We start from the raw sequence: 17,700 nt of genomic DNA on the forward strand, positions 1-17,700 counted from the left end.
TTCCTACGACGGTTGCGGCACCTGCCATTCCCCGCTGAAGGAGGGGGGACGCTTTTCCACGAAGGCGCGCAATGCGGCCGGTGCGTCGGTCGCGAAGTTGACCGCCTGCGAACGGGACTCGTTCTCGAGTGCGTCCCGCAGCGACGACGTCGTGCCGTCCTCGATCAGTCGCGCCGACTGCATGACGGCCACGGTCGGCGACGCCGCGAGGCCGGCGGCGAACCGGGCGACCGTGGCATCCAGTTTTTCCGGTTCGACGAGTTCGCTGACCAGTCCCAGCGCGTCCGCCTGCTCGGCGTCGAGCATCTCGGCGAGCATGACCAAGCGCTTCGCGCGGTGCAGTCCCACCATGCGCGGCAGGAGCCAGGAGCCTCCGAAATCCACCGACAGGCCGCGTTTGGCGAAGATCTGGCTGAACTGTGCGTCGCGCGAGGCGATGAGCAGATCGCACAGCAGCGCCAGGTTCCAGCCGGCTCCGACGGCGTAGCCGCGCACCTTCGCGATCAGCGGTTTGGGGAACTCCGCGACCGCGAGCGCCGTCGCGTTGATCTGCCGCATCCGGGTCAGCGGGTGCATCGGGGCGCGCTTGTCGAGGTCTGCGCCGGTGCAGAAGTCGCTGCCCGCACCGGTGAGGATCACGACGCGGGTGGCGTCGTCGAGGGCGAGTTCGGCGAGCGTCTCGCGCAAGGCGATCCACGAGTCGAGGGTCATCGCATTACGCCGCGTGGGCCGGTTCAGCGTGATCGTCGCGACCGCGCCGTCCCGGCCGACCAGGACGTCGGATTCTGCGGATGCGGCCCCTGCGGTGGAGGGGAGGGATTCGATGCTCATGCGCGGCTCCAGACGTGGGCGCGGTTCTCGGCGACGCCCGGGTTGGCCGGCGCCGTGCCGCTCCCGGTCAGTCGATCACCGGAAACGTTCCATCGCAATGTCGTTCTGGGACACACAGGATGAGGCGAAACCTATGAGCTGTGTTCAGGTCTTCGAGGTGTGCGCCCGCACCAGTTCGACGAACGCGTGCCCGACGGGGGAGAGCATGTCGGGGTCGAACGCGATCCCGAAGGTGCGGGCAAACGTCGGCTCCGCCCGGCGGACCACGGCGCGGTCCCGGGCCGCCTCCGCGATCGACCGTTCCAGCAGGGTCCCGCCGATCCCGGCGAGTACCAGGGGAAGCCGCGCCTCGCGGTGATCGGACAGCGCCGCGAGGTGCGGTCGTGCCCCGGCGTGGCGGATCGATTCCTCGATCTCGTCCGCGACGGAGTGGCCGCGGGGAACGAACACCATCGGGACGTCGGGGAGGTCGGCGAGCGGAACCGGGCCCTCCGGCAGGTCGGTGCCCGGCGGGTATACGAGCCAGTACTCCTGTTCGCCGAGTTCGAGGACGTCCAGCCGGGCGTCGTCGAGCGGGAGGTGGGCCACCACGAATTCGCAGTGCCCGTCCTCGATCAGCGAGGCTGCCTGGGCCTCGTCTTTCAATTCACCCAAGCGCACCAGCACATTTGGGTGGGTTCGCCGGAATTCGGTGACGAGGTCGACGAGGGGACCGATCGCCAGCGCCGGAAACGCCATGACATCGAGCCGGCCGGCCAGTGCCCCGTCGGAGGTGGCGAGGAGGTCTTCGACGGCGGTGACGTCGCGCAGGATCTGCCTGCTCGGCCCGACCAAACTGCGGCCTGCGGCGCTGAGCACCATGCCGCGGCCGATGCGGTGGAACAATTGCACGCCCAGTTCCCGCTCGAGCCCGCGCAGTGCCTGCGAGATGGTGGGTTGTGCGACGCCGAGCGACGCGGCGGCCCCGTTGATGCCTTCGTGTTCCACGACGGCGAGGAAGTACTCGACCTGACGCAACTCCATGCGGTCAGTTCCCCTCTCGGGTGCCCGTGGCCTGGGTGGCCTGCGCGATCGAGACGAACGCCGAGGCTGCCGGTGATCCCGGGCCGGACCGCTGGACGAGTCCGACGGGCCGGGTCAGTTTCGGCGTCATCGACCGGATCGCGACCCCGCGCAATTGTTCCTCGGCGACCAGGCGGGGCAGGACCGTGGCCCCCGCGCCGCGCATCACCAGTTCCCACGTGGCGCCCGGGTGGGTGCAGTCGACGACCACGTTCGCGGGATCACCCACCAGATCCGTGATCAGGGCCGCGTCGCTCTTGTCCCCGAGATCCTGGATCAGGGGAATGTCCCGGACCGCCGAGCGGGGCACCGGATCGGGGAGAGTGTCGGCGAGGGCGTTCGGCAGGGCCAGTACCAGTTCCTGATCGCCGATGGGGACCGAGTGCAGTGCACTGTGGTCGACGGACAAATCGATCACCCCGAGTTCGGCCTCGCCGCGGCGCAGGGCACCGAGGACGCCGGTGGGGCCGTCGGCGTCGATGACGCGGACCGTCACCCGGGGGTACTGCTCACGGAACCGGCGCACCAGGTCGACGATCGGATCGATCGAGAACGCCGCGTACGTGACGACGTCGACGCGGCCGGATACGAGTTCGCGCACCGCAGCGACCTTGGCCTTGGCCCGCTCGACGTCGGCGAGGATGCGCCGGGCGGCGACGTCGAGCGTGCGGCCGTCCTCGGTCAGCTCGAGACGTCGCCCGGTGCGGTCGAACAGGGTGACACCGAGGCGGCGTTCGAGTGTGCGGATCGCCTGCGAAAGGGACGGTTGCGAGATGTAGAGGGACTGCGCGGCCCTGGTGATCCCGCCGTGATCGACTACCGCGACGAAGTAGGTGACGAGATGCAGGTCCACGCCGTCATCGTACGGAAGCTGTGACGCGGGCCGTGCCGGTCATGCGGCTATCGGCCACGCCACACCGGCGGGCGCTTCTCCGCGAACGCACGCGCACCCTCCTGGGCGTCCTCGGAGGCGAACACCGGATCGAGGAAGCGGCGTTGCCCGGCGAACGCGTCGGGGTCGGTGTAGGCGGCCGACATCGCGAGTACCTGCTTGGTGGCCCGGACGGCGAGGGGACCGTTGGCGGCGACCCGGGCCGCCAGGTCGCGGGCGGTGTCGAGCGCCTGCCCGGGCTCGGTGAGCCGGTTGACGAGTCCGTGCGCGTGCGCGACCTCGGCGGTGAGGGGATCGCCGGTGATCGCCATCTCCATCGCGATCGGATAGGGCAGCACCTTCGGCAGTCGCAGCAGACCGCCGGCGGCCGCGGCGAGCCCCCGCTTGACCTCGGGGATGCCGAACTTGGCGTCGCGGGCCGCGACGATCAGGTCGGCCGACAGCGCCAACTCGCAACCGCCGGCGAGCGCCCATCCTTCGACGGCGGCGATCAGCGGTTTCGTCGGCGGGGCCTCGGTGAGTCCGCCGAATCCGCGGCCGGGCAGCGACGGCCGTTCGCCGCGGCTGAACGCCTTCAGATCCATGCCCGCGCAGAACGTTCCCCCGGCGCCGGTGAGGATCGCGATGGTCAGGTCGGGCCGCGCCTCGAATTCGTCGATCGCGGCGGCGAGCGCCTTCGCGACCTCGAGGTCGACGGCGTTCTTCGCCTCCGGGCGGTTGAGGGTGATGACGGCGACGCCGTCGGCGAATTCGGTGAGAACCACGCTCATGGGGTGTCTTCCTTACGGGAGGTAGGGGTCCAGCGTTCGGGGCGGCCGCCGAGCGAGCGGATGCTTCCGCGGTCGGCGAGAACGAGCAGGTGGGCGTGGGTTTCGCGGACCGCGAGGCGGAGCAGGCGGTCGGACATGGAGTCGAACGGCCGCGACCACGAAATGTGTTGCGAGATCTCCCACGCCGTCGATTCGGGCCACACGGCCAGAGCGGCGACGATCTCGGTGAAGCGTTCCTCGTGATGACCCATCAGCTGCCGGGCACGGTCGGCGATCCCCCGGAACCGGTACTCGTGCGCGGGCAGCACCTCACCGTCGGGCATCGTGGTGGTGGCGTGCAGCGACAGCAGGTACCGGTGCAGCGGATTCTCCAGTTCGCCGGGGACGGTGGAGATGTTGGGACTGATGCGGGGCAGCATGTGGTCGCCGCTGAACATGAGCCCGTGGGTGTCGTCGACGAACGTCAGATGACCGGGCGTGTGCCCGGGTGTCCAGACTGCGCGCAGATCCCAGCCGGGCAGGCCCAGGGGAGTGTTGTCGCCGAGTACGACGTCCATGGACTCGCCCGGCCCCAGCCGGACGAGGTCGACGCGGGCGGCGGCGAGGATGCCGGTGGGTGCCCCGAGCTGGTTGAGCTGGGTGTTCCACGTGTGTTCGTCGGCGGTGGTGTCCGCCGCCGAACGGTGGCCGAGCAGTGCGGCATCCGCGCCGTGCATCGCGAGTGCCGCCCCGCTGACCTCCCGCAGCCGGGGTGCGAGGCCGAAATGGTCGGGATGCAGGTGGGTGACGGCGGCGTACCGGACGTCGGTGACGTGGTGCCCGGTCTGCGCGATCCCGTCGACGAGCGCCCGCCACGACTCCTCGGAATCCCAGCCGACGTCGATCAGCGCGAGACCGTCGGGGATCGTGAGCGCGTAGATCAGGACGTACCGCAACGGGTTTCGTGGCATCGGCACCGGGATCGACCACAATCCGGGGCGCACCTGCTCGACGGGTGGGAGCACGCCGCGGGCCCAGGCCTCACGCTGGACGGTACCGACGTCCTCGGTGACGATCACGACGGCACCTCCGTGTCGCGGAGTCCTTCGCGTAGGGCGCGTTTGAGGACCTTGCCGCTCGCGCCCCGCGGAAGTTCGGCGACGTAGACGATCTCGCGCGGCTTCTTGTACGACGCGAGCCGGGTGGCGGTGAACGCGATCAGGTCCTGCTCGTCCGGTGCGTCCGACGGGTCGGCGAGCCGGACGACCGCCGTCACGGACTCACCCCAGGTCCGGTGCGGCACACCGACCACCGCGACTTCGGCCACCGCCGGGTGCTCGGCGAGCACCGTTTCGACCTCGATCGGGTACACGTTCTCGCCTCCGGTGATGATCATGTCCTTCACCCGGTCGGTGACGAACAGATAGCCCTCCGCGTCGATGTGCCCGGCGTCGCCGGTGCGCAGGAAACCGTCGTGGGTGAGAAGGTTCGCTGTCTCGTCCGGCCGTTTCCAGTAGCCCTCGACGTTGTTGCGTGAGCGGCACACGATTTCCCCGGATTCGCCCGCCGGGAGCCGGGCGCCGGTCACCACGTCCCGGATCTCGACCTCGACACCGGGCATGGGCCTGCCTGCCGACCGCAGCAGGTGCGCGCGGTCCCCGGACGGGTTGTGGTCCCGGGCGGCGAGTGCGGTGACCGAGCCCGTCGTCTCCGTCATGCCGTAACGCTGCACGAATCCGCAGCCGAGGCGATCGATCGCCCGCCGGAGCAGCGTGGTGGTGATCGGCGCCGAACCGTACGCGACCAGCTCGAGGCTCGACACGTCGTAGCGTTCGAGGTCGGGCACGTCGAGGAGCATCTGAATGGTCGAGGGAACCAGGAAGGCGTGGGTGATCCGGTGCCGTTCGATCAGTTCGGCGACCTGCCGGGCGTCGAATGTGCCGAGCAGCACCACGTGGACGCCTGCGGACAGGCAGGTGCTCAGCCATCCGGCGCCCGCGATGTGGAACAGCGGCAAGGCGTCGAGTGCCACCGAACCGGGTTTCCAGTGGTAGATGAGCAGGCCGTCGGGCTCGTTGTGCAGGTTGCGATGCGTCGCGACCACACCCTTCGGAAGCCCGGTCGTGCCCGACGTGTAGAGCTGCAGCACCTCGGCGGCGGGGTCGTCCGCGAGCCCCGGGTCGGTGGCGGTGCCCGACGTGACCAGCCGATCCCACGACCAGGCGCCGGGCGGAAGGGTGTCGCCGTCGGCCGCGTCGACGACCACCACGACCACCCGCGGGAGCGCGTCGCGGACTGCGTCGGCGGTGGCGGCGAATTCCGATTCGACGATCAGCACCTCGAGCCCGGCATCGGCCGCGACCGCGGCGGCCTCGGCTGCCGGGAGCCGCCAGTTCAGCGGGACGAACACGAGCCCCGACTTGGCGGCGGCCACGAACGTCTCGACGCCTTCGGTGCGCATCCGGAGCAGTGCCCCGACCCGGCCGCCCCGGGATGTCAACGCCGACAGCGCTGTTGCGATCCGGTTGGTCCGCCAGTCGAGCTCCGCGTACGTCAGCGTGGTGTCACCGCACGTCACCGCGGGTGCTCCCGGCCGTTCCGCGGCATGGTGCCGCACGCGCTGGGGAAGATGCAGACCGCTCACATCAGGCTCCTCGATGAGTCGTCGACGCCGCCGGGGGACCGGGTGACGTGTCGTGCCAGTCGACCACCGGTGTGCGTGCCGAAACAAAGTCACAGAGCCGAACGGACAGTGAGGAATCGCCTATGGATGCCGGGCCGGGCGGGCTCGCGGCGTTTGTAGACTGGCGTGATGGCCGCCACCCCCGCCCTGAACCCCGAGGACGTTCGGCGTGCGGCGGCGGCACTGCACACCCCCGACATCGACGGCTGGGCGAACCGGTTCGAACTGCTCTCGGACGGCAACCGCCTCCGGCTGCTGCTGTGCCTGCACCACGCCCCCGACATCTGCGTCGGCGACCTGGCGGCGGCCCTCGACATGACCGGGACCGCCGTCTCGCACGCGCTGCGACTGCTCCGTAACCAGGGATGGGTGTCGGCGACTCGGGACGGCCGTTCGATGCGGTACCGGCTCACCGACGACACCGTGCACGAACTGCTGCACACCATCGGTGCCACGCACTATCACAATCACACGGGAGCCGAAGAGGAAAGGTGAATCCCGACATGGAGAACGACCCCGGACTGCTGCCGCTCGACGGCATCACCGTCGTGGCACTCGAGCAGGCCGTGGCCGCTCCGCTCGCCACCCGCCATCTCGCGGACATGGGCGCGCGGGTCATCAAGATCGAACGCGTGGGGGAGGGCGATTTCGCCCGCAACTACGACGACGCGGTGTTCGGGCAGGCCTCGCACTTCGTGTGGCTGAACCGGTCGAAGGAGTCGATCGGCGTCGACCTGAAGTCCGAGGTCGGGCGGGACACCGTCGCGAAGCTGATCGAGAAGGCCGACGTCTTCATCCAGAATCTCGCCCCCGACGCCGCCGACCGTCTCGGGTTCGGCGCCGACGCACTGCGCGCCGAGCATCCGGAACTGATCGTCGTGAACATGTCGGGCTACGGGTCGGCAGGACCCCGGCGCGAACGCAAGGCGTACGACATGCTGGTCCAGGCGGAAACGGGGATGATCTCGGTGACAGGCACTCCGGACACCGCCACCAAGACGGGTGTCCCGGTCTCCGACATCGCCGCGGGAATGTATGCGGTGACGTCGGTGCTCGGTGCCCTGTTCCGGCGGCAGCGCACCGGTGTGGGAGCGCGGATCGACGTGTCGATGTTCGACGCGACCGCGGAGTGGCTGGGCCATCCGATGTACATGAAGATGTACGCCGACAAGCAGATCCCGCGCGTCGGGCTCGGTCATGCGGCGATCGTCCCGTACGACTCGTATCCCACCCTGGACGGACAGATCCTCATCGGTGTCCAGAACGACCGCGGCTGGCGGCAACTGGTGACGGACGTGTTCAAACGCCCTGACCTCGCCGACCATCCCCGGTTCGCGACCAACATGCTGCGGGTGCAGCACCGGGCGGAGGTGGACGCCCTGGTGGCCGAGGAGACGCAACGTTTCACGAGCGCCGCTCTCGACCAGGCGCTCGCGGACTCCGGGATCCCGGCGGCGGAACTCAACGACCTGGGCGGGCTGATCGAGCATCCGCAACTCGACCAGCGCGACCGCTGGCGTGACGTCGGCACCGAGGCCGGGCCGATCCGGGCGATGCTGCCGCCGATGACGTTCTCCGACGTGGAGATGCGGATGGGGGACGTGCCCGCGCTCGGCGCGCACACCGATCTGATCCTCGGCGAGTTGGGCTGGTCGGCGGAGGACATCGCGAACCGGCGTGCAGAGGGTGTCGTCGGCTGACCGAGCAGATCAGTTAGCGCACTAATTGGTCATGTATCAACTAGTCGTGGGCGGACACGCCGCAGCCCCGGCCCGAGTGAGGCCGGGGCTGCAGCCCGCTCTTCGCTCAGGGTGTAGCGAAGAACTGCTCTACGGCAGGCTGGGCATTGGGGTTACCCACGCCGATGCCGATGACGGCGCCGGCGATGGTGCCGACCACTGCGCCGACGATGCAGCCTGCGATGAAGTTGGGGAAGATCGACACGCACCCGATGGCCATGCCCACGTTGGAACCGATCGCCATGCCCTGCAGGCCCGCGTTGTTCCAGCCGGTATTGATCTCGTTGGTCATCTTGTCGAAGGCGTCCTGCTTGGTCTCGTTCTCCGGGAAGAACTGCTCGGCCACCTGGCTGCTACCGCCATCGGCGGCCGGGGTCATGAGCGGCTGCGACCAGTCGATTCCCTGCGGTGCCGGATCGGCGTACGCCGTTCCCGCCCCGACGGCCATCGCGGACACGACGAATATGGACAATGCCAGAGTTCTCAAGAGTTTCATGGAAATTCCCACCATGTCGTAGGACGAACACGGTCCCCACCTGAGAGCACCGAACATCGTTGTGCGTGGACCATATTCGCTGGAAAACCGGAACGGCTACATGCATATGTGGGTGCGCGGTGATGCTCCCCGTGTGCGAACTTACCCATAGTCCTCCCGGAATCGTCGCTCGAGGTCGGAACGGAAGCCCCGCTACAGGGTTCCGAGGAATTCGTAAACCGCCGGTGTCGCAGCGGGGTTCGCGTTGCTGATACCGGTGACGGCGCCGATCGCTGCGCCTACCGCGGCACCGGGGAGACATCCGCCGAGGATGAGGAAGATGCACCCGGCGACGAATCCGATGCCCGCGCCGATCGCGGTCGCGGTCCCGCCGCCGTTCACCCAGCCGATCTCGAGCTGCGTCATCATGTTGGCGTACGCGGAATCCCTGTCGACCGGGGTGAGGGCGAGTGTTCCCGCGACCGGGGTCGTCGTGGGCGTCAGGCTCAGGAACCGGCCGCCGTCGGTGACGAGCGGATCGATCGCGAACTGCACGCCGGCGATCGAGTAACGCAGTGGGATCGTGGCCACCGTGGTTCCGGAATCGTTGGAGATGTCGACCGCGGCGGCCGTCCTCGACAGGGTGAAATATCCCGCGTCGAGTGCGGTGCCGACCGATCGGCCGTCGGCACTGAGGCTGGTGTGCGAGATGACGGCCTGGTCGGCGGGAGTGGGGGCGGCGTACGCGGTACCCATTCCGACACACAGGGTGGCGATCAGCAGCGCTGCCGGCGCTGTCACTCTATGCAGTTTCATGGTGTTTCCCATGCGTAGTAGCGGATGACAAACGACAAATCTGGTTCGACCTGGCGCTTCACAGTTGCCCCGACCGGCGAAAGCGTCCGTAACCTGCCTACTGCAGACATCTTCCCCCTTCGGACGCCCCAGTTTTCGGCCTTTCCGCAAAATACGTACGTATCGGGTGTCGGTGCGACGATTACACCGTCAGCCGGTAGAACCGGAAGAACCCGAAATCCTCGATCGGCAGGACGTCCATGGTGCCGAAACCGGCGGACTCGGCATAGCCGCGCAATGTGCTCGGGCGCATGACCGTTCCGGTGCCCGCGCTCGGAGTGTGGTTCATGCCGTCGGGCAGGCACACGGTGAGACTGAAGCCGTACATCAGTCGCTCGACGTCGCTTCCCGGCGCGGAGAATTCGTCGTCGACCGCCTCGTCCATCACGATCATCGCACCGCCGGGGGCCAGCGCCCTGCGGACCGCGGACAGCACCTCGACCGGAGCGGGCATGTCGTGGATGCACTCGAACGCGAAGGCCGCGGTGCAACTGCCCTCGGGGATTCCCGCGGCGTCCGATTCGGTGATCGTGATCCGGTCGGCGACATCCGGCCGCTCGCGCACGTTGGACCTCGCGAGTTCGACGGTCGCGGTGTCGATGTCGTAGCCGTGGAGCGTGGCGTCCGGGTAGGCGCGCGCGAGTGCGATCGTGGACCAGGCGCCGCCGCATCCGACGTCGGCGATGGTGGCACCGGGCGCCCCCAGCAACGCGTCCACCTCGGGAACCGACGCCAGCGCGCCGGGAAGAACCTGCTCGTACCACGGCCGATTCATATCGGCCTGCGACTCGCGAGCATCCGCACCGTACTGGGACCACCCCACGCCGCCGCCGGTGCGATACGCCTCCAGCAGTGCGGGCATCTGCGTGGTCGCGGCGACGAAGATCCGCGCGAGCGGTGCCAGATAGTTGAGACTCTGCTCGTCCGTGAGCACTTCGGCGGCACCGGCCGGAAGCGTGAACTTCGGTGGATCCGCGGCGTCCACCGTGAGAAGTCCCGACACGGCCTGCTGCTCGAGCCACTCGCGCGCGTACCGCGGATGAGTGGAGGTGCGTTCCGCCAGTTCGTCCGCCGTCGCCGGGCCTTCCGACGCGAGACTGCGGTACCAGCCGAGGCGGTCTCCCAGGTGGACGGCGAGAAGGTCGATGGCCCCGAGCGACGCGTCGAAAATGCGCTGGGACACCGTCGCGGCATCGGCTTCGGGTGTGGACATCGCTGACCTCCGGTCGGAGTGCGGGCGAAGCTTCGTCACCCCATCGTGGGCTACCCGGTCGGCGGTGTCACGGATCGTTCGCCGGGCGAATGAGGCTCGGCGGTGGGAAGCCGGAAACCCCACGGCAACTCGAGGCGATGCCGCGCGAGCAACGCGGGGTCGCCGAGCAAGTCCAGGATCGGACCGTCGGCCACCAGGCAACCCTCGTCGAGGATCACGGCGCGTGTGCACAACTGGGCGGCGTACGGGAGGTCGTGCGTGACGAGCAGGTGCGTGGTGTCGATACCCAGCAGAACCTCGGCCAGTTCGCGCCGGGCGACGGGGTCGAGATTGCTCGAGGGCTCGTCCAGCACGAGGACGTTCGGGGCGCACGCGAGGACGGTCGCCAGCGCGACCCGGCGTCGCTGGCCCACCGACAGGTGCGCGGGGTTGCGATCGGAATGCGCCGTCATGTCCACGGCCGCCAGCGCGTCGCGCACCCGCTCGTCGAGCGCCGACCCGGTGACGCCGAAATTGACCGGACCGAACGCGACGTCCTGCGCGACGGTGGGCATGAACAACTGGTCGTCGGGATCCTGGAAGACGATGCCGACCCGCCGCCGGACCTCGCGCACCGTGTCCCGCGGCGCACCCCGCGACAGCGCCAGCCCGCCCACCGTGACGCTGCCTTCGGTGGCCGTCAGAATGCCGTTGAGGTGCAACATCAGTGTGGTCTTGCCCGCCCCGTTCGGGCCGAGGACGGCCACCCGCTCGCCGGGTTCCACCGTGAGGTCGATCCGGTGCAGCGCGGCCCGGCCGTCCGGATACGCGAACGAGATGCCCTCGAGGTGCACGGCCGCGGTCATCGGAGCACCCACGCCGTGAGACAGATCCCCACCGCGCACACCGCGGGCACGAGCCCCGCCCGCCATGCCGCAGCGGTCGCCGGGGGCGCCCCGATCGTGGGAACCGAACCCGCGAACCCCCGCGACAGCATCGCCAGGTGGACGCGCTCGCCGCGCTCGTAGGAACGCACGAACACACCGCCGACGCCCCGGGCGGTGGCGCCGATCTGCCGGAACGTCCGGGGGTCGTCGCCGCGGGACAGCCGGGCGGTGCGCATCCGCTCGATCTCGGCCGTGAGCAGGTCGAGGTAGCGCAGCATCAGAACCACGATCGTCGTGAGCATCGCGGGCACGCGCAGTCGCGCCAGACCCAAGGGCAGGTCCCGGGCCGGTGTCGTCGCAGCGAGCGTCAGCGAGACGAGGACGCCGAGAGTGCCCTTCACGAGAATGCCCCAGGCCGCATAGAGGCCCGCGACGGACAGCGACAGTCCCGCGACCGTGACGCGGGCGCCGCCCTCGGCGAACGGCAGCAGCACCGCGAGTGTCACGAACGGCAACTCGATCAGCATCCTCGGCCCGATCCACCTGAGCGCGATACCGGCGATCCGCCAGATCACGATCAGGACGGCGAGGTAGCCGGCGAACGCCCAGAACGCCTCGCGTGGTGTCGCGACCACCGCGAAGACGAAGACGACGGCGCAGACGATCTCGACCTCGGCGGGCAGTCGGTGCAGGGGGGAGGCGCCGTCGAGGTAGAGCGGATGGGCGTGACCGGCTCCCACGGTCAGGGGCTCGTTCGGTTGCGCCGCGCGCGGGCGAGCAGCCAGAACAGGCCACCCGCGACGGCGAACGTCGCGGTCGCGCCGATGACGCCCGCGACCCCGGTGAGATGCGCCCGGCCGCCCACCGTGTAGTCGGCGAGCGGCGAGTCCGACAGGTGATGCGCGGACGCGTTCCGGGCGATGCAGTCACCCACGAGCGCCTCCCCGTTGTCGGTCTCCACCGTCTCGCATCCGCGCGTTGTCGCGGCATCGAGACCATCCGGACTGGAGCTGGCGAGGTAGGAGACCGCGCCGGCGACGAGCAGCGCCACCAGCGCGAAGCCGATCAGGAAGCGGCGGAGGGAGATCACGCCCGCACCTCCACCCGCCGGGGTGCCGTCCGCAGCAGATACACAAGGTCGGGGCGCGCCTTCGCGACGGCCGTGACCGTGACGGCCGTGATGAGGCCCTCGCCGATGCCGATCAGCACGTGCGCCCCGAGCATGTAGGCGGCCACCGCGCCCAGCGAGGTCGACTCCCCGGACGTGGCGTGTCCGCCGATCGCGTACTCGAGCACGAAGCCCATCGCCGCCGCCACCGTTCCACACAGGGCCGCGGCGAACGACATCCCGCCGAGGACGCGGAAGCGCAGTCGCTCCTGCCGCACGACGAGCGGACGCAACGCCACCGCGACGCCGTAGCCGACCACCACCCCGATGATCGCCATGTTGGTGATGTTCGCCCCCAGCGCTGTCAGCCCGCCGTCGGCGAACAGCAGGGCCTGCACGATCAGCACGATCGAGATACAGAGCATGCCGGTGTACGGGCCGACCAGGACAGCGGCGAGTGCGCCGCCGAGAAGGTGGCCGCTCACACCGGGAAGGATCGGGAAGTTGACCATCTGGACCGCGAAGATGAAGGCCGCCACGAGACCGGCCATCGGTGCGGTGCGTTCGTCGAGTTCCGAGCGCGCGCGCCAGGCGGCGATCGACAGTCCCGCCACGGCGACGACGACGAACAGCAGGGAGGTCGGTGCGTTGATCAGGCCGTCGCTCATGTGCATTGCCACGGATTCCACGGCGTCTCCTCCGGCCGGCAGCTGATCCTTCGAAGTCTAGTTGTTCGTATGAACACTTGAACAGGTGTTCACAGGTGGCGGAATGCGGCCACGTGGAGTGCGTGAATGACGTTCAGTGCCAGCTGTGGTCGACGACCGTCGTGCGGGGGCCGAACTTGGGTTTGACGGCATGCCCGCTCACCTCCAGCAGTCGCACGGCGCGTTGGCGGTGCGGCTGCAGCGGCGCCAGATACTCCACCATCCCGGCGTCGTCCAGGGGCTTCCCGAGCAGCGACCACCCGACCATCGCGGCCAGGTGATAGTCGCCGACCGACAGGGCATCGGGATCGCCCAGCGCGCGCTGCGACACCTCGGCCGCCGTCCAGACCCCGACGCCGGGAATGGACATCAGCCGGCGGTTCGCCTCCTCGCGGGGGAGGTCGACGATCTTCTCGAGCCGGTCGGCGACCTGCGCGCAGCGCACGATCGCGCGGGATCGGCCGGGGTCGACGTTGGCCCGGTGGAACTCCCACGACGGAACCCGCCGCCACACGTCCGCGGTCGGGGGAAGTCGCATCCCGTCCGGAGCCGGTCCGGGAGCAGGCGCGCCGAACTTCCACACGAGATGCCGCCACGCCGCGAACGCCGCGATGCCGTGCACCCGCTGCTCGAGGATCGCGGGCACGAGGGCCTCCAGCACCCGGTCCGTACGGCCGAGCCGCAGGTGCGGGAAACGCCGGTGCGCCTCGACGAGGATCGGATGGTCGGGGGCGAAGTCCGCGCACTCGTCGTGCTCGCCGACGAGTCGGCCCAGCCCCGCAGCCAGCTCGGGAGCACCCGCACCCCACGCCTGGCAGCGCACCGAATGACGGTCGATCTGGGTGAGGCGATAGGTGACCGGGCCCGACTTCTGCACCGACGTCCGCCAGATCGCGCCGTCGGCCGTCCGGCGGTGGCAGGGGTCGCCCTTCCCGCGCTGCAGCGGCTGCAACGACATGGCGACGTCCAGGGGACGCCGCGCGGTCACGGTGGTCTCGACCACCTCGAGCGAAGCCGTCATCGAATGCAGCGTATCCACTGTGAAGGCGACCGCTACCGGCGGCTGTCGGAGCGCGCACGTAAAGTCCCAGCCATGATCATCGTGAGTACCGACGGATCCTGCCTCCGCAACCCCGGTGGGGCGATCGGCTGGGCATGGGTCAATCACGAGGGTCCCAGCCAATCGGGTGGCGAACCCTCCGGGACCAACCAGATCGCCGAGCTGCGGGCGCTGCTCGAAGCGATCACCGCGCATCCCGGCGACGATCCGCTGCTGATCGAATCCGACTCCCAATACGCCATCAAGTGCGCGTCGGAGTGGCTGCCCGGGTGGAAACGCAAGGGCTGGAAGACGGCGGGTGGCGCTCCCGTCAAGAACCTCGCGCTGGTGCAGTCCATCGACCGGGCCATCAACGAACGCCCCGGGCCCGTGCGTTTCCGATGGGTGCGTGGCCACGTCGGCAACCACTACAACGAGATGGCCGACGTCCTCGCCGGCGAGGCGGCCCGTGCCGTCGCATCCGGTGCGGTCGCGCCGGCGCCGGTCGCAGCCCCTGCCGCTGCCCCCGCCCCTGCCGCTGCACCGGCGCCTGTCGCGCCGGCACCCGAGCCCGAGGACGCGTTCACGCTGTTCTGAGTCGGCCCCCGTTCCGATCCGCCGGGGTTCCGTAGTCCGGCACTGCGTCGAGGAGAAGAGTGTTGTCCGAGGATCTGCGGGTGCGGGAGTTCTGGCGTGCGCTGGGGCTGCCCGGCATCATCGACGTCCACACCCATTTCATGCCCGCGAACGTGATGGAGAAGGTGTGGGGCTACTTCGACGCCGTCGGTCCCCTCACCGGACGTGAGTGGCCCATCCACTACCGGCACGAAGAGGACGTCCGCGTCGAGCACCTCCGCGGGTTCGGTGTCCGCCGGTTCACGTCGATGATCTACCCGCACAAGCCGGAGATGGCCGCGTGGCTCAACCAGTGGTCGGCCGAATTCGCCGCGCAGACCCCCGACTGCCTGCGGACGTCCACGTTCTACCCGGAGGAGTCCGCGGCCGCGTACGTCGCGGAGGCGATCGAGTCGGGGACGCGTGTGTTCAAGTCCCACATCCAGGTGGGCGACTACTCGCCGAACGATGCCCTCCTCGACCTCGTGTGGGGTGTGCTGCAGGAGGCGCGTGTCCCCGTGGTCATCCACTGCGGATCGGGGCCCGCGCCCGGCACCCACACGGGCCCGGGCCCGATCGCTGAACTGCTGTCGCGGTACCCGCGGCTGTACCTGATCATCGCCCACATGGGGCTGCCGGAGTACCGGGAATTCCTGGACTTGGCCGACCAGTACTCCAATGTGTATCTCGACACCACGATGACGTTCACGGACTACACCGAAGCGGCCACACCGTTTCCGCGCGACCAGGTGCACCGCCTGTCGGAACTGCAGGAACGAATCGTGTTCGGCAGCGACTTCCCCAACATCCCGTACCCGTACCTCGACGCGCTCGAGGGTCTCACCCGATTCGACCTCGGCGAGCCGTGGCTGCGGGCGGTGTGCCACGACAACGCGGCGCGGCTCTTCGCGATCGACTGACACCGTCATTCGCCGCCCTCGTCGACCTCGCCGTCGCTGCCGACGCTGAGAGAGGTGCCGTGACCGACGGTCTCGTCCCGGAGCGTCGGCCGGTCGTAGTCGCCGTCGTCGCTGAAAGACCATGATGGCGGCGTCGCCCTTACGCAAAGATTATGGCTGTCCACGACATGTCGGTGGGCACGCCTACGCTGCGATTCCCACGCGACGAAGGCGGCCCGATGGATGACTATCTCAATGACGGCGAGACGTTCGACGACTACATCATTCGGACCCAGCGGGAGATCGAGATCCACAGGCTGAACATGGACTATCACCTGTCGGGGATGGAACATGCCAGGCGGCAGGGCGGGAAGTTCCTGTATCTCCAGTTCGCCTTGGGTGCTGTCGCCCTGATCTGTGTGACGCTCGGCCACGCGTACGGCGGGAACTGGTTGCTGGTGTCGATTCCCTTCTCTCTCGGCTCGCTCGGCCCTGGATTCGTGTGCTGCACGTACCTGAAGGAGTTCAGAACCGAATCCCGGGCGTTCAGCGCGCTCGAGGCCCCGGCAGTCCTGAAGCAGATGCGGCACGAGATGGAGGAGGCAGAGAAGGCGGAGCGGAAGGCCAGGTGGTGGCGGCGCGTACGCGGGCCCCGCTGACCGGGCTACCGTGCGCTAGAAAGGATTCCACCAGTTGATGAACGCGATGTACAGATTGGTCGGGAAGAAGAACTCCCAGTCCAACCCCATGTACGGCAGGTCGGGCAGCATGCCGATCATGATCCCGCCCCGTTGCTCGTCGGCGCGGCCAACAGGCGCAGCAGGTTGGCGATCGGCGGTGGGAACATGGCGATGTCCACCCGGTTCATGAGACTCTCCTCGGTCGTCCCGACCTACCCGTCGTATCGCCCGCGGCGTGACCTGCGTTACCGCAGCAGAGGCGCGTGGACGACCGTATGCAGGAGAGTGCCCTCGGCAGGATTCGAACCTGCGACCTACCCTTTAGGAGAGGGTTGCTCTATCCCCTGAGCTACGAAGGCGCGGTGCACGCGCGGGGCGCACACCGAGGTGAGTGTAGCGGGAATGGTGGTGCGCTCGCGATGGGGAGGGCATGGTTGTCGCAGAAGTTCTGGAAGTGACGACGGAACGGGAGACGCACATGTCCGAGATCGACTTGACCGACCTCGCTGCGCGGCACGACGGTTCGCCGAACTTGCACGGCTATCTGGCGAGGCCGTCGGGTGAGGGTCCGTGGCCGGGTGTGGTGATGGTGCACGAGGCGTTCGGTTTGGACGACGTGATGCGGCGTCAGGCGGACAGGCTGGCGTCGGCGGGGTTTCTGACTCTGGCGCCGGATCTGTTCAGTGCGGGCGGTGCGCGACGTTGCCTGGTGTCGACGATGCGGGCGATGCTCTCGGGGAAGGGCCGGGCGTACGGGGACATCGAGGCTGCGCGTCAGTGGCTGTCCGGGTCTTCGGACTGCACGGGGAAGATCGGGGTCATCGGGTTCTGCATGGGCGGCGGGTTCGCCCTGATGACCCTGCGCACCGGGTTCGACGCGGCAGCCCCGAACTACGGGGTCTTGCCGCGTCACCTGGACGCGGCGGTGGCGGGGGCGTGTCCGGTGGTGGCCAGTTACGGCGGGAAGGACTTCGCCCTGCGGAACGCGGCGGCCAAGTTGGAGTCGGCGCTGACCCGGGCCGGTGTGGTCCACGACGTGAAGGAGTATCCGACGGCCGGCCATACGTTCCTGAACGACGCACTGGCCGGACCGAAGGTGATGCGTCCCCTGATGAAGGTCACGGGGATGGTGCCCGACCCGGAAGCCGCCGCCGATGCGTGGACCAGAATCGACGGTTTCTTCGGGGAGCACCTGGGTTGATCCGTGAGTCTTTCGGCGCAGACCCGGTCCTTGAGGTCCGGGATAGCTGATCTGGTTGTGTCGGACCCTGGGGTTAGTGTCTGGGT

General features: G+C 68.8%; 21 protein-coding genes and 1 tRNA gene. 6 read left to right on the forward strand and 16 right to left on the reverse strand.

Translation table 11 applies throughout. From position 1 onward, the window contains the following. Positions 1 to 3: 3 nt before the first annotated feature. From CJ179_RS18030 to CJ179_RS18055, 6 genes are all read right to left on the reverse strand, one after another. Positions 4 to 831, reverse strand: a complete 828-nt coding sequence (locus CJ179_RS18030) for an enoyl-CoA hydratase/isomerase family protein (protein WP_095862424.1) — start codon at positions 829 to 831, stop codon at positions 4 to 6. A 144-nt stretch (positions 832 to 975) separates the two neighbouring features. Continuing rightward, positions 976 to 1,854, reverse strand: a complete 879-nt coding sequence (locus CJ179_RS18035; protein ID WP_072947198.1) for a LysR family transcriptional regulator — start codon at positions 1,852 to 1,854, stop codon at positions 976 to 978. Positions 1,855 to 1,858: 4 nt separating this feature from the next. After that, positions 1,859 to 2,746 (reverse strand): LysR family transcriptional regulator, encoded by an 888-nt coding sequence (locus tag CJ179_RS18040; RefSeq protein WP_072947197.1) that lies wholly within the window; start codon positions 2,744 to 2,746, stop codon positions 1,859 to 1,861. Between the two features lie 47 nt (positions 2,747 to 2,793). Further along, the gene (locus CJ179_RS18045; RefSeq protein ID WP_095862425.1) at positions 2,794 to 3,555 is read right to left on the reverse strand and encodes a crotonase/enoyl-CoA hydratase family protein; all 762 of its coding nucleotides are present in this window, start codon (positions 3,553 to 3,555) and stop codon (positions 2,794 to 2,796) included. Then, positions 3,552 to 4,613 carry an MBL fold metallo-hydrolase gene (locus CJ179_RS18050; protein WP_072947195.1) on the reverse strand — a complete coding sequence of 354 codons (1,062 nt, stop codon included), beginning with the start codon at positions 4,611 to 4,613 and terminating at the stop codon, positions 3,552 to 3,554. The genes CJ179_RS18045 and CJ179_RS18050 overlap by 4 nt, the downstream gene beginning before the upstream one ends. Then, complete coding sequence (locus CJ179_RS18055) at positions 4,610 to 6,178, reverse strand: long-chain-fatty-acid--CoA ligase (protein WP_095862426.1); 1,569 nt, start codon at positions 6,176 to 6,178, stop codon at positions 4,610 to 4,612. Before CJ179_RS18055 ends, CJ179_RS18050 begins: the two co-directional genes overlap by 4 nt. Positions 6,179 to 6,346: 168 nt before the next feature. Here CJ179_RS18055 and CJ179_RS18060 point away from each other — a divergent pair, with 168 nt between their 5' ends. Both CJ179_RS18060 and CJ179_RS18065 read left to right on the forward strand, forming a co-directional pair. Beyond that, entirely contained in the window at positions 6,347 to 6,712 is a 366-nt protein-coding gene (locus CJ179_RS18060; RefSeq protein ID WP_072947193.1) for a helix-turn-helix transcriptional regulator, read from the forward strand. Positions 6,713 to 6,720: 8 nt separating this feature from the next. Further along, the gene (locus CJ179_RS18065; protein WP_072947220.1) at positions 6,721 to 7,917 is read left to right on the forward strand and encodes a CaiB/BaiF CoA-transferase family protein; all 1,197 of its coding nucleotides are present in this window, start codon (positions 6,721 to 6,723) and stop codon (positions 7,915 to 7,917) included. A 106-nt stretch (positions 7,918 to 8,023) separates the two neighbouring features. On the opposite strand, the gene CJ179_RS18070 is transcribed toward CJ179_RS18065, so the two are convergent. The 8 genes from CJ179_RS18070 to CJ179_RS18105 form a co-directional block, all read right to left on the reverse strand. After that, positions 8,024 to 8,452, reverse strand: coding sequence for a hypothetical protein (locus CJ179_RS18070; RefSeq protein WP_072947192.1), 429 nt, complete (start codon positions 8,450 to 8,452; stop codon positions 8,024 to 8,026). Between the two features lie 192 nt (positions 8,453 to 8,644). Beyond that, positions 8,645 to 9,247, reverse strand: a complete 603-nt coding sequence (locus CJ179_RS18075) for a hypothetical protein (protein WP_072947219.1) — start codon at positions 9,245 to 9,247, stop codon at positions 8,645 to 8,647. A gap of 181 nt (positions 9,248 to 9,428) precedes the next feature. Next, on the reverse strand, positions 9,429 to 10,499 hold the full coding sequence (locus tag CJ179_RS18080; protein WP_072947191.1) for a class I SAM-dependent methyltransferase: 1,071 nt from the start codon (positions 10,497 to 10,499) through the stop codon (positions 9,429 to 9,431). A 50-nt stretch (positions 10,500 to 10,549) separates the two neighbouring features. Then, positions 10,550 to 11,344, reverse strand: coding sequence for an energy-coupling factor ABC transporter ATP-binding protein (locus CJ179_RS18085; RefSeq protein WP_095862427.1), 795 nt, complete (start codon positions 11,342 to 11,344; stop codon positions 10,550 to 10,552). Beyond that, positions 11,341 to 12,105, reverse strand: coding sequence for a cobalt ECF transporter T component CbiQ (gene cbiQ / locus CJ179_RS18090; protein WP_072947189.1), 765 nt, complete (start codon positions 12,103 to 12,105; stop codon positions 11,341 to 11,343). The genes CJ179_RS18085 and cbiQ overlap by 4 nt, the downstream gene beginning before the upstream one ends. A gap of 2 nt (positions 12,106 to 12,107) precedes the next feature. Continuing rightward, positions 12,108 to 12,455 (reverse strand): PDGLE domain-containing protein, encoded by a 348-nt coding sequence (locus CJ179_RS18095; RefSeq protein ID WP_179377609.1) that lies wholly within the window; start codon positions 12,453 to 12,455, stop codon positions 12,108 to 12,110. Next, entirely contained in the window at positions 12,452 to 13,147 is a 696-nt protein-coding gene (locus tag CJ179_RS18100) for an energy-coupling factor ABC transporter permease (protein WP_072947187.1), read from the reverse strand. Before CJ179_RS18100 ends, CJ179_RS18095 begins: the two co-directional genes overlap by 4 nt. Before the next feature lie 127 nt (positions 13,148 to 13,274). Further along, positions 13,275 to 14,201, reverse strand: a complete 927-nt coding sequence (locus CJ179_RS18105; protein ID WP_072947186.1) for a DNA-3-methyladenine glycosylase — start codon at positions 14,199 to 14,201, stop codon at positions 13,275 to 13,277. Between the two features lie 72 nt (positions 14,202 to 14,273). Between CJ179_RS18105 and CJ179_RS18110 the strand changes: the two genes are divergently transcribed. Both CJ179_RS18110 and CJ179_RS18115 read left to right on the forward strand, forming a co-directional pair. Beyond that, a complete protein-coding gene (locus tag CJ179_RS18110; protein WP_095862428.1) occupies positions 14,274 to 14,816 on the forward strand; it encodes a ribonuclease H in 543 nt (180 codons plus the stop codon). A gap of 62 nt (positions 14,817 to 14,878) precedes the next feature. Then, positions 14,879 to 15,754: an amidohydrolase family protein gene (locus CJ179_RS18115; RefSeq protein ID WP_095862732.1), complete on the forward strand. Its 876-nt coding sequence runs from the start codon at positions 14,879 to 14,881 to the stop codon at positions 15,752 to 15,754. 5 nt (positions 15,755 to 15,759) lie between these two features. On the opposite strand, the gene CJ179_RS18120 is transcribed toward CJ179_RS18115, so the two are convergent. Then, entirely contained in the window at positions 15,760 to 15,918 is a 159-nt protein-coding gene (locus tag CJ179_RS18120) for a hypothetical protein (RefSeq protein ID WP_241031324.1), read from the reverse strand. Positions 15,919 to 15,972: 54 nt separating this feature from the next. On the opposite strand from CJ179_RS18120, the gene CJ179_RS18125 reads away from it, so the two are divergent. Then, on the forward strand, positions 15,973 to 16,392 hold the full coding sequence (locus CJ179_RS18125; RefSeq protein WP_072947184.1) for a hypothetical protein: 420 nt from the start codon (positions 15,973 to 15,975) through the stop codon (positions 16,390 to 16,392). A 307-nt stretch (positions 16,393 to 16,699) separates the two neighbouring features. Here CJ179_RS18125 and CJ179_RS18130 read toward each other — a convergent pair. After that, positions 16,700 to 16,772: transfer RNA gene (locus tag CJ179_RS18130), tRNA-Arg, on the reverse strand. A gap of 71 nt (positions 16,773 to 16,843) precedes the next feature. Here CJ179_RS18130 and CJ179_RS18135 point away from each other — a divergent pair. Further along, entirely contained in the window at positions 16,844 to 17,614 is a 771-nt protein-coding gene (locus CJ179_RS18135) for a dienelactone hydrolase family protein (RefSeq protein ID WP_095862429.1), read from the forward strand. Positions 17,615 to 17,700 lie beyond the last annotated feature (86 nt).

This window comes from Rhodococcus sp. ACS1 (assembly GCF_002300155.1).
Taxonomy (GTDB): Bacteria; Actinomycetota; Actinomycetes; order Mycobacteriales; family Mycobacteriaceae; genus Rhodococcus_F; species Rhodococcus_F koreensis.

Coding starts and splice junctions, on each gene's coding strand:
- CJ179_RS18125 (WP_072947184.1), top strand. CDS start 15,973: ATGGATGACTATCTCAATGACGGCGAGACGTTCGACGACTACATCATT.
- CJ179_RS18135 (WP_095862429.1), top strand. CDS start 16,844: ATGGTTGTCGCAGAAGTTCTGGAAGTGACGACGGAACGGGAGACGCAC.
- CJ179_RS18085 (WP_095862427.1), bottom strand. CDS start 11,344: ATGACCGCGGCCGTGCACCTCGAGGGCATCTCGTTCGCGTATCCGGAC.
- CJ179_RS18030 (WP_095862424.1), bottom strand. CDS start 831: ATGAGCATCGAATCCCTCCCCTCCACCGCAGGGGCCGCATCCGCAGAA.
- CJ179_RS18070 (WP_072947192.1), bottom strand. CDS start 8,452: ATGAAACTCTTGAGAACTCTGGCATTGTCCATATTCGTCGTGTCCGCG.
- CJ179_RS18105 (WP_072947186.1), bottom strand. CDS start 14,201: ATGACGGCTTCGCTCGAGGTGGTCGAGACCACCGTGACCGCGCGGCGT.
- CJ179_RS18110 (WP_095862428.1), top strand. CDS start 14,274: ATGATCATCGTGAGTACCGACGGATCCTGCCTCCGCAACCCCGGTGGG.
- CJ179_RS18045 (WP_095862425.1), bottom strand. CDS start 3,555: ATGAGCGTGGTTCTCACCGAATTCGCCGACGGCGTCGCCGTCATCACC.
- CJ179_RS18065 (WP_072947220.1), top strand. CDS start 6,721: ATGGAGAACGACCCCGGACTGCTGCCGCTCGACGGCATCACCGTCGTG.
- CJ179_RS18035 (WP_072947198.1), bottom strand. CDS start 1,854: ATGGAGTTGCGTCAGGTCGAGTACTTCCTCGCCGTCGTGGAACACGAA.
- CJ179_RS18075 (WP_072947219.1), bottom strand. CDS start 9,247: ATGAAACTGCATAGAGTGACAGCGCCGGCAGCGCTGCTGATCGCCACC.
- CJ179_RS18080 (WP_072947191.1), bottom strand. CDS start 10,499: ATGTCCACACCCGAAGCCGATGCCGCGACGGTGTCCCAGCGCATTTTC.
- CJ179_RS18100 (WP_072947187.1), bottom strand. CDS start 13,147: ATGCACATGAGCGACGGCCTGATCAACGCACCGACCTCCCTGCTGTTC.
- CJ179_RS18060 (WP_072947193.1), top strand. CDS start 6,347: ATGGCCGCCACCCCCGCCCTGAACCCCGAGGACGTTCGGCGTGCGGCG.